This is a genomic window from Nevskia ramosa DSM 11499 (assembly GCF_000420645.1).
GTDB classification, from domain to species: Bacteria; Pseudomonadota; Gammaproteobacteria; order Nevskiales; family Nevskiaceae; genus Nevskia; species Nevskia ramosa.
The window spans coordinates 203,384-217,483 of sequence record NZ_ATVI01000007.1 but is presented as its reverse complement, the minus strand read 5'-3'; the positions used below and the strand labels follow the sequence as shown (position 1 = coordinate 217,483).

Genomic DNA, 14,100 nt, shown 5'->3' with positions numbered 1-14,100 from the left:
ATGCTGCGTTACCTGCTGATCGTTGACCTGTCTCTCGCGGCATTCGGTGCGGCACTGACCATCGCCATCGGCTTCGTGGCCCTGGTATTCACCATTTATCAGAACGCCTCGGCGAAGATCGCCGCCGGCTTGCCGAACATCCTGACGTTGACCGCCTGCTTCATCGCCCTGATGCTGGTGGCGGGTGCCGCCGGCTGGATGCTGAAAGCGAAGAAACCCTCGCACTGGGTGGCGCAGATCGTCCTCGCGGTATCGCTGCCGGTGCTCTGGCAGATCGTCTTCAAGACCCTGAAGGGCTGAGTTTTCCGAGATCTGTTCGGTGACGACGCTCGCCATCAGCCAGAATGACGCAGTGCGGCATAAACTGCCGGCAATCCCTTTGACCCCCGCCTTTCCATGACCATCAAGATTCTTGCCCTGTCGGGCAGTCAGCGTGCTGCCTCGTTCAATGCCCTGCTGGTGCGTGCCGCCGCCAATGGCGCAGTCGGCGAGGGCGCTGAAATCAGCTTCCTCGATTGGCGCGATTACGCGATGCCGCTCTACGACCCTGATCTTGAGCGCACGGAAGGGCTGCCCGACGCGGTGCTGCGCTTCAAGGCGCTGCTGAAAGCACATCAGGGTTTCCTGATCGCTTCGCCCGAGTACAACGGTTCGCTGACGCCGCTGTTGAAGAATGCGATCGACTGGGCCACGCGCCCTGCCGCCGGCGATCCGCCGATGGTCTGTTTCAAGCACAAGGTGATCGGCCTGCTGTCGACCTCGCCGGGCGTGTTCGGCGGCCATACCGGCCTGGTTCATCTGCGCGCGATCCTGAGCCGTCTCGGCAGCTTCGTGCTGCCGGAGCAGTACCCGGTCGGCGAAGCCGGCAAGCTGTTCGACGAACAGGGCGAGCTGCGGGATCCGAAGCTCAAGGCGATTGCCGAATCGATCGGTGCCCGTGCCGCCACCGTGCTGCGCAGCTGGCCGGACGCCACTTCGTGAGCATCGCGCTGCCGAAGTCGCGCGACTGGGGCAGCCTGATTCCGATCGCTGCAGGTATTGCCTGGGTGACGATCGGCAACGGCTTCGGCGCCTGGTTGCTGGCCTGGCCGCAGGGTCTGCTGCTGATCGCCACCGGTGTCGCCGCGCTGCTGTGGCCGGGCGATACGCGCATCACTCATTACACGGCGCTTGGCGCGGTGCTCGCGCTGCTGCTGAGCGTGCCGGGGCTGTTCGTGCTGTCGTTCCTGCCCTTGCTGGTGGCGATCGCCTTGTCGGTCGCCGCGTTTCTGTACGCCGGCCGCATTGCCTTGCGACTGGCCGAGCGGGCGCCTGGTGCGCCGGAGCCGCCGGCCGATCTGAAGACCTGGGCCAAGGCGGCGCTCGATGAAGCGCTGCTCGGCTACTTCGTCATCTGCGCCAGGATTCCGTCCGGTACCGAAGCCGAAGAACTGGTTCGCGATGCCGCGCTGATGGAAGCGGTGCTGAGCCAGCGCGGCTGGCTCGATCATCCCGAGTACTACCACCAGATTCCAGGCGCGCCGACCGACGCCGAGCTGTCACCGGCCAGCTTCAAGGCGTTCAGCTACCAGCATCTCAAGTTCAGCAGCGAGTTCCGTCCGCACGCCGAAATCCCCGGCGCCGAGTTGTGGAACAGCTATCTGCCGAACCAGACCTGTCACGCCAGCTTGTTCCGTCAGCCGGAAGCGGGGCGGCCCTGGCTGCTGTGCATCCACGGTTACCGGATGGGCACCACTTTTCTCGACTTGCGCCTGTTCGCGCCGCACATCCTGTTTCAGCGTCTGAAACTGAACGTGGTGATGCCGACTCTGCCGCTGCATGGCTCGCGTCGCATCGGCGCGCAGAGTGGCGATCACTACCTGGATGGCGATCCGCTCGACCTGCTGTTCGCGCAGACCCAGGCGCTCTGGGACTTGCGTCGCACCATCGCCTGGATTCGTGCGCAGGAGCCGAATGCGCGGATCGGCGTGCTCGGCTACAGCCTCGGTGGGTACAACGCAGCACTGCTGGCGACGCATGAACCGGGGCTGGATTTCGTCGTCGCCGGCATTCCGGTCGCCGATTTCGCCTCGGTGCTCTGGCAACACGTACCGCCTCAGCTGCGGACCTACTTCGAGGCCGAAGGCCTGAGCCGCGAACGCTATCAGCGCCTGCTGCATCTGGTGTCGCCGCTGACCTTGCCGCCGAAGCTGCCGGCCGAGCGCCTGCATCTGTTCGCCGGCAGTGCCGATCGCATCGTGCCGCCGGGGCAGCCGCTGAAACTGGCCGCGCACTGGCAACGTGAAGTGCACTGGTATCACGGCGCGCATCTGACCTTCCGCGGTGAGCGCGCCGTGGTTCGCTGCATCGATGACGCGATGACCGGCGCTGGGTGGAAAGGCCCACGCTAAGGTCTTCAGACCAGAATCGAACAAGCGTTAAACTGCCCGTTCTGACGACACCCGAGCAATCCCCTGGAGGGGTAGCGATTCGATGAAGAAAGTCTGCATCAGCGGCAGCGGCCTGTTCACCCCGGCCGAGTCCGTATCGAACGACGAGCTGGTGATCGCGTTCAATGCCTATGTCGACCGCTACAACGCCGAGCACGCCGATGCGATTGCCGCCGGCACGGTTGCCGCGCTGGCACCGTCGTCGAGCGAATTCATCTTCAAGGCTTCCGGCATCAAGGCGCGCTACACGGTCGACAAGGCCGGCGTCATCGATCCTGAAATCATGCATCCGCAGATTCGCGTGCGTGGCAACGACGAGCCCTCGCTGATGGTCGAGATGGGCCTGGTAGCAGCGAAACAGGCGCTGGCCAATGCCGGGCGGACGGCGGCCGATATCGACGCGATCCTGGTTGCCTGCTCGAACATGCAGCGCCCGTATCCGGCGATGGCGGTGGAACTGCAGCACTTCCTCGGCGCCGGTGGTTACGGTTACGACATGAACGTCGCCTGCGCCTCGGCAGCGTTCGGCGTGCAGACGGCGGTCGACGCGGTCAGCCGCGGTTCGGCGCGCGCGGCGCTGGTGGTCAGCCCGGAAATCTGCACGGGCCATCTGAATTTCCGCAATCGTGACTGTCATTTCATCTTCGGTGACGCCGCCACGGCGCTGGTCGTCGAACCGCTGGAAACCGCGACCGGCGAACACCGCTTCGAAGTGCTCGGTACCCGATTGCAGACCCAGTTCTCGAACAACATCCGCAACAACTTCGGCTTTCTGAACCGTTCCGAGGAGCCGTCCCGGCCCTGGAACGATGTGCTGTTCAACCAGGAAGGCCGCAAGGTGTTCAAGGAAGTGGTGCCGATGGTCGCCGAGCTGCTGGTGTCGCATCTGACCGATCTCGGCATCGAGCCGAACTCGGTCAAGCGCTTCTGGCTGCATCAGGCCAACCTGAGCATGAATCAGCTGATCGCCAAGAAGGTGCTCGGCCGCGAGCCGAGCATCGAGGAAGCGCCGATCATTCTCGACGAGTACGCGAATACGTCCTCGGCCGGCTCGGTGATCGCCTTCCACAAGTATCACGCGGACTTGAAGCCGGGCGATGTCGGCGTGCTTTGCGCGTTCGGCGCCGGCTATTCGGCGGGCAGTGTGGTCGTTCGCAAGCTGTAAAACCTCGTCACGAGTCGTAAAATACGGTTCCTGATGCCTTTTTCTTCGACTGTCAAACGGCTGTCACATATTGCTTCCAGCATGTTGTGTGACGTTTAATCGAAGGATGGGGATGCAAAACAAGAAGATTCTGGTGATCGAGGATGAAGCCTCGATCCGAGACATGCTCCGCTTCGCGCTGGAGCGTGGTGATTTCCGGGTCAGCGTCGCTCAGGATGTGCCCAGTGCACGTCTTCGCATCGCCGAAGAACGCCCCGATCTGATTCTGCTCGACTGGATGATGCCGGGCGTTTCTGGCGTCGAGTACGCCCGCGAGTTGAAGTCGGCGGCGCAGACCAAGGACCTGCCGGTGATCATGGTCACCGCGCGCGCCGAAGAAGAAGACAAGATCCGCGGCCTGAACATCGGTTGCGACGATTACGTGTCGAAGCCGTTCTCGTTCCCGGAACTGATCGCCCGCATCAATGCGGTGATGCGCCGGACCATGCCCGGCGGTGAAGAAGAACGGCTGGCCATAGGCGGGCTGCAGGTTGACGCCGCCAGCCAGCGGGTCACTGCGAAGGGCGAGCCGGTGAAGCTGGGGCCGACCGAGTACCGCCTGCTGCATTTCTTCATCAGCCATCCGGAACGCGTCTACACCCGCGAACAGGTGCTGGATCGGGTCTGGGGCCAGAGCGTCTATGTCGAGGAACGCACGGTCGACGTGCATATCCGTCGTCTGCGCAAGGCGCTGGAACCGCATGGCTACGACGGCATGATCCAGACGGTGCGCGGCACCGGTTATCGGTTCTCCGAACAGGCATGAGTTTTCGGAACCGGTGTGAATGATGTCTAGGGCTTGGCTGCCTAGCCTGGAGTTGATGCGCGAGCTTTTCTACACCGCACTGAAGATCGGCGCTGTCGGCCTGCTCGGTTCGTTCGTCGGTCTCGGCTGGCAGGCGGTGGTGCTGGCACTGACGGTCAGCCTGCTGGCGCATCTGCGCTACTTGGTCCGGCTGCGAGTCTGGTTCGCCAGTCCGAAGCAGACCGAACTGCCGATTGCCGGAGGCACCTGGGGTGAGGTGTTCGATGGCTTGCTGAATCTGCAGAAGCGCAACCGCAAGCGCAAACGCCGCCTGGCGGCGATCCTGTCCGAGTTCCAGGCATCCACCGAAGCCTTGCCGGATGGCGCCGTCGTGCTCGGCTCGTCTGGCGAAATCGTCTGGTTCAATCCGGCGGCGCAGGCGCTGCTCGGCCTGCGTGTGCAGCAGGACGTGGGGCTGCGCATCGCCAATCTGGTTCGCAAGCCGGCGTTCACCGAATACTTTTCGCGCGACGATTACAGCGGCGAAGTCGAATGCGAATCACCGGTCAACAGCGGCACGATGCTGTCGTTCCGGATCATCCCCTATGGCAACGGCCAGCGCCTGATGATCGTCCGCGATGTTTCGGACGTGCGGCGTCTGGAAACCGCACGCCGTGATTTCGTCGCCAATGCCTCCCATGAATTGCGCACGCCGCTGACCGTGTTGCGTGGCTATCTCGATGTCATGGAGCCGGACTGCCATACCGGCGGCTCGCTGTTCGAATGGCGCACGCCGATCGCCGAGATGCGCGCCCAGGCCACGCGCATGGAAGCGTTGATCGGCGATCTGCTGAAGCTGGCGCGGCTGGAGTCGGATCTGATCAACACCCGGCAGGACGTGCTCGACGTGCCACGGATGCTGGCCCGGGTCGAACAGGAAGCACGCAGCCTGTCCCAGGGCAAGCATCGCATCGAGTTCGACATCCAGCCCGCTTTGCGGCTCTACGGCCGTGAGGCGGAGACGCAGAGCATCTTCACCAACTTGGTCTCGAATGCGGTTCACTACACGCCCGAGAAGGGAATCATCAGCGTGCGCTGGAGCGGTGACGACCAGGGTGCGCAGTTCCAGGTGGCCGATACCGGCATCGGTATCGAGGAGAAGGATCTGCCACGGATCACCGAGCGCTTCTATCGCGTCGACATCGGTCGCTCGCGGGCCAGCGGTGGCACCGGCCTCGGCCTGTCGATCGTCAAGCATGCGATCGAGCATCTCGAAGGGCGGATGACCATCGACAGCGAAGTGGGCGTTGGCAGCACCTTCACTTGTCATTTTCCCGTGCATCGCGTGCACGACGGTGTCAACCGTCAGGAACTGCGAAACAGCGTCGGCTGATCGCGTTCCCGGCCCGATCCGGGCCGTTGCTGTCATATCAAAATCATTGAAATGAAACAATAAGTTCGGCCTTCGGCTGGCTTGTCACGTGAATGTCACAATTCCGTCATCAAACCGAAATCGAAGGATTCAAGAATGCCGGCGTCGACAAAATCTGCACATCGTTATAACGACGATTTGCAGATTCCAGTTCGCGCCTCAGGACGATTCGAGGCGGGAGCTGGAGAACTTCCCGCCACCCTTCGAGAGTCCTTTAGTGAACAAACTGCTCCAGCATGCAGCCGCGATTTTCCTTATCGGCGCCACCGCCGCCAGCGTTGCCAGCGCGGACGACGCGACCACCAGCGGTGGTTTGAAGATCAAGACCGCGGACGGCAAGTTCGAATTCGGCATCGGTGGCCGCATTCAGCTTGACGGCGTGTTGTTCGACGAAGGCAAGATCGAGGAAATTCCCACCAACACCGCCAACGCCACGACCAGCGGCGTCTATGTCCGCCGTTCCTACCTGACCCTGACCGGCAAGCTGTATGACTGGCGGTTCAAGTTCGAGAACGACTTCACGGCCGGCCAGTCGCCGAATTCGATCCGCGAAATGTGGGTCAGCCACCAGGTGTTCGGCGGCGATCTGATCATCGGCCAACACAAGCCGTTCCGCTCGATCGAAGAACTGACCAGCTCGAACGAAATCCTGCTGATGGAGCGTCCGATGCTGACCAACTCCCTGCTCGCCGGCGGCAATCGTCAGTACCAGCCGGGCGTTTTCTACAAGCGCCCGATCAACACGGACTTCGGCTTCTTCCTGGCCCAGGCCTCGGTCTACGATGCGGCGCATCCGCTGGGCAACAATGCCGGCCAGGGCTTCGGTACTTCGGAGCGTCTGACCTGGCTCGCCTACGACGCCAACGACATGAAGCTCCATCTCGGTGCCTGGGGTGGTATCGATGACTTCGGCAAGGGTGGCAACGAAACCGTCGCGCCGGGCTCGGTGACCTATGCGGGTCGCAACAGCGCGACCCAGGTGCTCGGCCCGACCCAGGTCATCGGCGGCGCCAGTGGCTCGTCGGAAACCTTCTGGGGCGTCGAACTGGCCGGTACGTACGGCCCGGTGTTCCTGCAGTCGGAATATGCCGAGACCCGTTGGGAAGACACGGCGGTCCAGGCGGACGGCCGCACGATCGACCGCATCGAAGCAGTCACCGTCCAGGGCAGCGTGTTCCTGACCGGCGAGACGAAGACCTACAAGAAGGATCGCGGCACTTTCGGCTCGCCGAAGGTCAACAGCCCGATTGGCGCCGTCGAACTGGTCGCCCGGTACGACAAGATCCTCAACCAGGATCGTTCAGCGGGTGACGGCGTCTGCAACAGCGCCTACCCCACTGCCGCTCCGTCCCGGACTGGCGAAGGCTGCTATGTCCAGCAGTACACCGTCGGTGCCAACTACTACGTCAATCCGGCCGTGCGCTTCATGTTCAATTACATCCGCGGTGACAATAACGTGACTGGCGACAACACCAGCTCGTACAACGCGCGCGTCCAGCTGGCGTTCTGATCCGTCACTCCATTGACACCTCCGATGTTCAATCTGCACGACGGTGGTTGCCGCGAGGTCAGCGACGACCTCACGCACTCCAGTAACGTCCGCATGCAGATCGCGTTCTGAGATCGGTTGCAGCGAGAGATGACGGCCGCGCAAGTGATAAGGCTTGCGCGGCCGTTCTTGATCCTGCCGGCAAGCGATCGTCAGCGTCCGGTCCTCGTCCGGCGCAATGCCCGCTAGACTAAAGCAGGCAACACCTTTGAATCCGGACTCTCACAGCGCTCATGAACACGCCTTCCTACAAGTCGCACATCTCCAGCCAGTACAACTCCGAACTGGAGGATGTCCGTCAGCGCGTGCTGGCGATGGGCGGGCTCGTCGAACAGCAGATCGTCGATGCCACGCGGGCGCTGATCGAAGCCGACAGCGAACTCGCCGATGAAGTCAGGCGCAACGATATCCGCGTCAATCAGCTCGAAGTGCAGATCGACGAGGAATGCAGCGGCATTCTGGCTCGCCGCCAGCCAACGGCCGGAGATCTGCGTCTGGTCTACGCCGTGATCAAGACCATCACCGATCTCGAACGGATCGGCGATGAAGCCTCGAAGATCGCCCGCATGGCGATCGATCTGGGTCAGCACGAGCGCTCGCCGGCACCGCTGGTCGAGGTCGGCCACCTGTCGCGTCACGTCTCGCAGATGGTCCGTGATGCGCTGGATGCCTTCGCGCGCATGGATGTCGACGCCGCCCTCGCCGTGGCCCAGGAAGATGTTGCGGTGGACCGCGAATATGAGGCGCTGCTGCGCCAGTGCATCACCTTCATGATGGAAGACCCGCGCACCATCCGCCGGGTGCTCGACGTGATCTGGTCGGTGCGCGCGCTGGAGCGGATCGGCGATCACGCTCGCAACATCGCCGAATACGTCATCTACTTCGTCAAGGGCAAGGACGTCCGTCATCTTGGCCTCGAAGCGATGGAACGCGAGGCGCGTAGCTGATTCGGAAGGCTGACTGCAGACCTTGTCCGTCCGCAGTCGCCGGCGATCCTGAAGCGGCAGAGGCTGTGCGGGAACGGCGATCTGCCGGGAAAGCCGTTACCATTCGCGGTTCATGATTCGCATCAAATCTCCGCTCCTGCGCTGGCTGTTGATCGGCCTGGCGATCTCGTTCAGCGTCGGCCTGCTCGGACTTTCGTTCTGGCTGGTCAGGCTCGATCAGGACGTGCGCGCCCGCTACGCCGGCGTGCGCTGGGTGTTGCCTGCGCAGGTCTATGCCTCGCCGCTTGAGCTCTATCCCGGCGCACGAATCAGCATCACCGAACTCCGCCGCGAGCTTGAACGGCTCGGTTATCGGGCCAGCGACGAGCTGACCGGGCCGGGCACTTTTGCGGTAAGCGGCAGTGAGTTGCGTGTCGATACCCGGGCCTTCGCATTCTGGGATGGCGTGCAGCCGGAGATGCGCCTGGCCGTGAAAAGCGACGCCAGCAGCCTGACCAGCTTGCGGGCGATGGGCAGCGATGCGTCCATCGATCTGCTGCGGCTGGATCCGATGCTGATCGGCAGCATCTATCCGAGCCACAGCGGTGAGGATCGGGTGCTGGTCAAGCTGTCGGAAGTGCCGCCGCTGCTGCCGGCGACCTTGATTCGAGTCGAGGATCGCGCCTTCGCCGATCACTTCGGCGTCAGCCCGAAAGGCATCCTGCGCGCGGCGTTCAGCAATCTGTTCAGCAGTGGCAGCAGAAAGCAGGGCGGTTCGACCCTCACCCAGCAGTTGATCAAGAACCTGTTCCTGTCCAACGAACAGAGCTACGGCCGAAAGATCAACGAAGCGCTGATGGCGATCCTGCTCGAACGCCATGTTTCCAAGAACGACATTCTTGAGGCTTATCTGAACGAGGTCTGGCTCGGCCAGGACGGTTCGCGAGCGATCCACGGCTTCGGTCTGGCCAGCCAGTTCTACTTCAACAAGCCGCTGAACGAATTGCGCCCGGCCGAGATCGCGCTGCTGGTCGGCATCGCCAAGGGGCCGACGGTCTACAACCCGCGCAAGTCACCGGAGCGGGTCAAGGATCGCCGCGATCTGGTGCTGCAGTTGATGGAAGACGGCGGCCTGATCCGCGACGACGAGCGCGAAGCCGAAGCGCTGACGCCGCTCGGCGTGCTGAACAGCGTGGCCGGCGGCGTCGAGCGTTACCCGGCGTTCATCGACCTGGTGCGTCGCCAGATCAAAGGCCTGTACCGCGAGGAAGACCTGGGCAGCGAAGGCCTGCGCATCTTCACCACGCTCGATCCACGCGCCCAGGAACGGCTGGAGGCGCGGATCATTGCCGACCTGCCGGATCTCGAAAAGAACCGTCAGCTGAAGCCGGGCACTCTGCAGGCGGCTGGTGTGGTCACCAGCGTCGAAGGCGGCGAAGTGCTGGCGATGGTCGGCGATCGCAATGTCCGCTATCCCGGTTTCAATCGCGCGCTCGATTCCCAGCGCCCGATTGGCTCGCTGGCCAAGCCCTTCGTCTATCTGGCGGCGCTGGCCGATCCGGGCCGCTACAACCTGTACAGCACGATCGCCGACGAACCGATCGATCTGAAGATGCTGAATGGCAGCCACTGGGCGCCGAAGAATTACGACCGCCAGTTGCACGGCAATGTGCCGCTACATGTGGCGCTGGCCAAGAGCTACAACCTGCCAACGGTGCGCATCGGCCTGGATATCGGCGTCGACCGCGTCCATGACCTGATCGAAGCGGCTGGTCTGCAAGGCCCGCCGCGGCTGCCGTCGATGTTTCTCGGTGCAATCAACGCATCACCGCTCGACGTCGCGCAGATCTATTCGACGCTTGCCGCCAGCGGCTATCTGACGCCGCTGCTGGCGATCCGCGAGGTGATGACCAAGGAAGGCCAGCCGCTGTCGCGTTACAGCTTCCAGCTCAAGCAGACCTTGCCCGAAGGGCCGGTCTATCTCACCACCTGGGCGATGCAGAAAGTCATCGAATTCGGCACCGGGCGCTGGGCGGTGTCGGTACTGCCTGCCGGCCAGAAATTCGCTGGCAAGACCGGCACCACCGATGACGCGCGAGATTCCTGGTTCGCCGGTTTCGGCAGCGACCGGGTCGCCGTGGTCTGGGTCGGCCGCGACGACAACAAGCCGGTGGGCCTCGATGGCGCCGCCGGCGCGCTGCGCATCTGGGGCCGGCTGATGCGCGATCTCGATGCGCGCGGCATTGATCTGACACCGCCGGCCGGTGTCGAAGAAGCGCAGATCGATCCGGTCACCGGCTTGCTTGCCGACGCTGGCTGCGCCGCCCAGGTGACGGTGCCGTTCCTCAGCGGCGCGCTGCCGAAGGATTACGCGCCCTGCGCGAATGCGGGACAATCCTCGCCACTGGATTGGCTGAAAGACATCTTCCGATGACCCCGTTTTCGACTGTCACGGCGGCCCGCAAGCCCCGTGTGCTGACACCTGTTGCGCTGATGGCCGTCGCCTTGCTGGCCGCCTGCGTGGCGCAGCCAACGGTGCCGACGCGGCAGGAGTCCACTCAGCAGACCCAGCCACCAGCGTTGCCGCCGACGACGGCGCCAGCCGAAACCATTCCGCCGCTGCAACCGACCCAACCGCCGGTCCGCCAGCAGCCGTCGGCCGAGAGCTTCCCGAAGACGCTGGCTGCGGCCGGCACGGGTCCTGCAGTACTGGCGCTGGCCAAGCAGGCGCAGAACTTCCGTAGCGCCAGCCGTCCTCAGGACGCGCTCGGCCAGTACGAACGGGCGCTGCGTATCGAGCCGAAGAATGCTTTCGTCTGGCAGGCGATGGCCGAAACCCATCTGGCGCTGCACAACGTCGAGCAGGCTGAAAGTGCGGCCCGCAAGTCGAATAGCCTGGCGCGTGGCAATCCCTGGCTGGAACTCGGTAACTGGCGGGTGATCGCTTCGGCGCTCGCGGTCTACGGCAACACGCCGGCTGCACAGGCGGCGCGGACTCGCGCCGACGAAATCGGCAGCGCACTTGCTGCCAGCGGTGGCGGCGGCGCCATGCCGGCGGCAGCCTCCGCGGTACCGTGAACGCGGCCGAACTGCTCGGCGAGCAAGGTCCGTTTGCGCGCTCGCTGCCCGGATTCGCGCCGCGCATCCAGCAGCAGACGATGGCCGCGGCCGTCGAACAGGCGATCGCCGAACGCAGCCGGCTGGTCGTCGAAGCCGGCACCGGCACAGGCAAGACCTACGCTTATCTGGTGCCGGCGCTCGCCAGCGGCCGTCGAGTCGTGGTGTCCACCGGCACCAAGAACCTGCAGGATCAACTGTTCTTCCGCGATCTGCCGAAAGTCCGCGACGCGCTCGGCCTGCCGGTGAGAGTGAGCCTGCTGAAAGGGCGCTCGAACTATCTGTGCATCTACCGGATGCGCAAGGCGGTGATCGATCCGCGCAGCCGCGTGCGTCGTGACAAGTTGACCTACATCGACGATTGGGCGATCCGCACCGACAGCGGTGAAATCTCCGAGCTGCCGCCGGCCATCGCCGATGATCAGCTGCTGCCGCTGGTGACCTCGACGGCCGATAACTGCCTCGGCGGCAAATGCCCCGATTTCGCCGAATGCCACGTGGTCAAGGCGCGCCGCGCGGCCCAGGCGGCCGATCTGGTGGTCGTCAACCACCATCTGCTGTTCGCCGATTTCCGACTCAAGGAAGAAGGCTTCGGCGTGCTGCCCGGTGCCGACGCGATCGTCATCGACGAAGCGCATCAGCTGCCGGAACTGGCCACCCAGTTCTTCGGCGAACGGGTATCGACGCGGCAGCTGTCCGATCTGTCCCGCGACATCGCGGTCGAAATCCAAGCGTTCCGCGACATGCCGCGTCTCAACGAAGCGCTCGATCAACTGGCGCTGGCGACGATCGAACTGGAGCGGCCGTTCAGCGAACTCGGCGGACGTCTGTCGCTGGACGATTTCTCCACGCGTGCCGGCGCGGCTTCTGCCATTGGCGCGGTGCGGACGGCGCTCGACGAATGCCGCGACTGTCTGCAGGCGGTTGCCGATCGTTCCACCGGCCTCACCCATTGCGCCGGGCGCGCGACGACGATGGCCAACACGCTCGACAAGGTCGCCGGCAACGCCGCTCTCGGGCTGGTGCGCTGGGCGGAAGCGGTCGGCCGGGGTGGGGCGTTGCACGCCGCGCCGATCGAACCGATCGAAGGCTTCAAGCGTTTCATGGCGACCTATCCCGGCGCCTGGATCTTCACCTCGGCGACCATCGCCGCCAACCAGGATTTCTCGCATTTCACCGCGACCCTGGGCCTTGATGACGCTGAGACGCTGCGTCTCGACAGCCCCTTCGACTACGCCGAACAGGCGCGCCTGTACCTGCCGCCGGGCTTGCCGGACCCGAATGATCCCGACTACCCGGACCGCGTCGCCGAAGCGCTGGTGCCGCTGATCGAAGCCAGCGGCGGCGGCGCCTTCGTGCTGTGCACCAGCTATCGGGCGATGGATCGCATCGCCGAACGCCTGCGCGCGTCGCTGGCATTTCCGCTGCTGGTGCAGGGCGAGGAAGGCAAGGCGGCGCTGATCGATCGCTTCGCGAAAGCCGGCAATGCCGTGCTGGTGGCCACTGCGAGTTTCTGGGAAGGCGTCGACGTGAAAGGTGCGGCGCTGCGGCTGGTCGCGATCGACAAGCTGCCGTTCGGCCAGCAGGGCGATCCGGTGTTCGAGGCGCGCATCAAGCTGATCCGCGAACGCGGCGGCAATCCGTTCAACGAACTGCAGTTGCCGCGCGCGATCACCAGCTTGCGTCAGGGTGTCGGCCGGCTGATCCGCGATCCTTCCGATCGCGGCCTGATCGTGCTCTGCGATCCGCGCATTCGCGGCAAGAGCTACGGCAAGCGAGTGCTGGCGAGCCTGCCGCCGATGCCGGTGCTGACTGATCGCGCCAAGGTTTGCGACTGGTTGCGCGAGGAGCTCGCTGCATGAAGCTGCTCTCGATCGATACGGCGACCGAAGGACTTTCCGTTGCGCTGCTGTTGAACGGCGAGATTACCGAGCGCTTTGAAGTCGCTGGCCGCGAACACTCGACACGCCTGCCGCTGCTGGTGCCGCAACTGCTGGCCGAAGCCGGCTTGAGCCTGCGCCAGCTCGATGGCCTGGTCTGCGGCATCGGTCCCGGCAGCTTTGCCGGCGTGCGAATTGGCGTCAGCTATGTGAAGGGCCTGGCGCTGGGTCTGGATCGACCGGTGATCGGCGTGACTTCGCTGGCGATGCTGGCGCAGCGCGCCTTGATCGAACAACCTGAGGCGCGCGCGCTTGCGGCGATCGATGCCCGGATGGACGAGGTCTATTTCGGCGCCTATCGGCTGGTCGATGGCGTGGCGCAAGCGCTGGCTGACGAGACGGTGGGCCCGGCTTCCGCGATCGCGGCACCGGTGGCGGATTCGTATCTCGCCATCGGCACGGGTTGGGGCGCGCATCGCGATGCGCTGCTGGCGGCCTTGACGACGGCACCTCTGATGATCGTTCCGGATGCTCTGCCGCACGCCGCTGCGGCGTTTGCCATTGCCGCTCCGCAGTTGGCAGCCGGGCAGGGTACAGACGCCGCGCGGCTGGTTCCAGCCTATCTCCGCAATCGCGTAGCGCTGACCAAGATCGAACAGCAGGCATTACGCGACTCGCGCCGCTGAGCAACTGCTGTTCTCGGTTCCGATCCGGAATCGAATCGGCGTCGATCGCCCAAGTCTTCAATTCCAAAGGGAATTTCGTTCTCCTCACGGTTCACTCCCAGCGCAACCAAGCGCGGAACGCCTGCGTTCCGA

12 protein-coding genes are annotated in these 14,100 nt (G+C 64.0%); all 12 read left to right on the top strand.

The window, feature by feature from the left end:
• The 12 genes from G513_RS0112345 (at position 1) to tsaB (ending at position 13,968) form a co-directional block, all read left to right on the top strand.
• A complete protein-coding gene (locus tag G513_RS0112345) occupies positions 1-300 on the top strand; it encodes a hypothetical protein (RefSeq protein WP_022977155.1) in 300 nt (99 codons plus the stop codon).
• A gap of 96 nt (positions 301-396) precedes the next feature.
• The gene (locus tag G513_RS0112340; protein ID WP_022977154.1) at positions 397-981 is read left to right on the top strand and encodes an NADPH-dependent FMN reductase; all 585 of its coding nucleotides are present in this window, start codon (positions 397-399) and stop codon (positions 979-981) included.
• Complete coding sequence (locus G513_RS0112335; RefSeq protein ID WP_022977153.1) at positions 978-2,390, top strand: alpha/beta hydrolase family protein; 1,413 nt, start codon at positions 978-980, stop codon at positions 2,388-2,390. Before G513_RS0112340 ends, G513_RS0112335 begins: the two co-directional genes overlap by 4 nt.
• Positions 2,391-2,472: 82 nt before the next feature.
• On the top strand, positions 2,473-3,594 hold the full coding sequence (locus G513_RS0112330) for a beta-ketoacyl-ACP synthase III (RefSeq protein ID WP_022977152.1): 1,122 nt from the start codon (positions 2,473-2,475) through the stop codon (positions 3,592-3,594).
• A 112-nt stretch (positions 3,595-3,706) separates the two neighbouring features.
• Positions 3,707-4,399: a phosphate regulon transcriptional regulator PhoB gene (gene phoB, locus G513_RS0112325; RefSeq protein ID WP_022977151.1), complete on the top strand. Its 693-nt coding sequence runs from the start codon at positions 3,707-3,709 to the stop codon at positions 4,397-4,399.
• A gap of 55 nt (positions 4,400-4,454) precedes the next feature.
• Entirely contained in the window at positions 4,455-5,771 is a 1,317-nt protein-coding gene (gene phoR / locus G513_RS0112320; protein ID WP_051144415.1) for a phosphate regulon sensor histidine kinase PhoR, read from the top strand.
• 256 nt (positions 5,772-6,027) lie between these two features.
• Positions 6,028-7,320, top strand: coding sequence for an OprO/OprP family phosphate-selective porin (locus tag G513_RS22800; RefSeq protein WP_022977149.1), 1,293 nt, complete (start codon positions 6,028-6,030; stop codon positions 7,318-7,320).
• A 272-nt stretch (positions 7,321-7,592) separates the two neighbouring features.
• Positions 7,593-8,306, top strand: coding sequence for a phosphate signaling complex protein PhoU (phoU, locus tag G513_RS0112310; RefSeq protein ID WP_022977148.1), 714 nt, complete (start codon positions 7,593-7,595; stop codon positions 8,304-8,306).
• Between the two features lie 112 nt (positions 8,307-8,418).
• On the top strand, positions 8,419-10,719 hold the full coding sequence (mrcB, locus tag G513_RS0112305; protein WP_022977147.1) for a penicillin-binding protein 1B: 2,301 nt from the start codon (positions 8,419-8,421) through the stop codon (positions 10,717-10,719).
• Positions 10,716-11,363 (top strand): tetratricopeptide repeat protein, encoded by a 648-nt coding sequence (locus G513_RS24955; RefSeq protein WP_022977146.1) that lies wholly within the window; start codon positions 10,716-10,718, stop codon positions 11,361-11,363. The genes mrcB and G513_RS24955 overlap by 4 nt, the downstream gene beginning before the upstream one ends.
• On the top strand, positions 11,360-13,264 hold the full coding sequence (gene yoaA / locus G513_RS0112295; RefSeq protein WP_022977145.1) for a DNA repair helicase YoaA: 1,905 nt from the start codon (positions 11,360-11,362) through the stop codon (positions 13,262-13,264). Before G513_RS24955 ends, yoaA begins: the two co-directional genes overlap by 4 nt.
• Positions 13,261-13,968, top strand: coding sequence for a tRNA (adenosine(37)-N6)-threonylcarbamoyltransferase complex dimerization subunit type 1 TsaB (tsaB, locus tag G513_RS0112290; RefSeq protein ID WP_022977144.1), 708 nt, complete (start codon positions 13,261-13,263; stop codon positions 13,966-13,968). Before yoaA ends, tsaB begins: the two co-directional genes overlap by 4 nt.
• Positions 13,969-14,100: the final 132 nt, after the last annotated feature.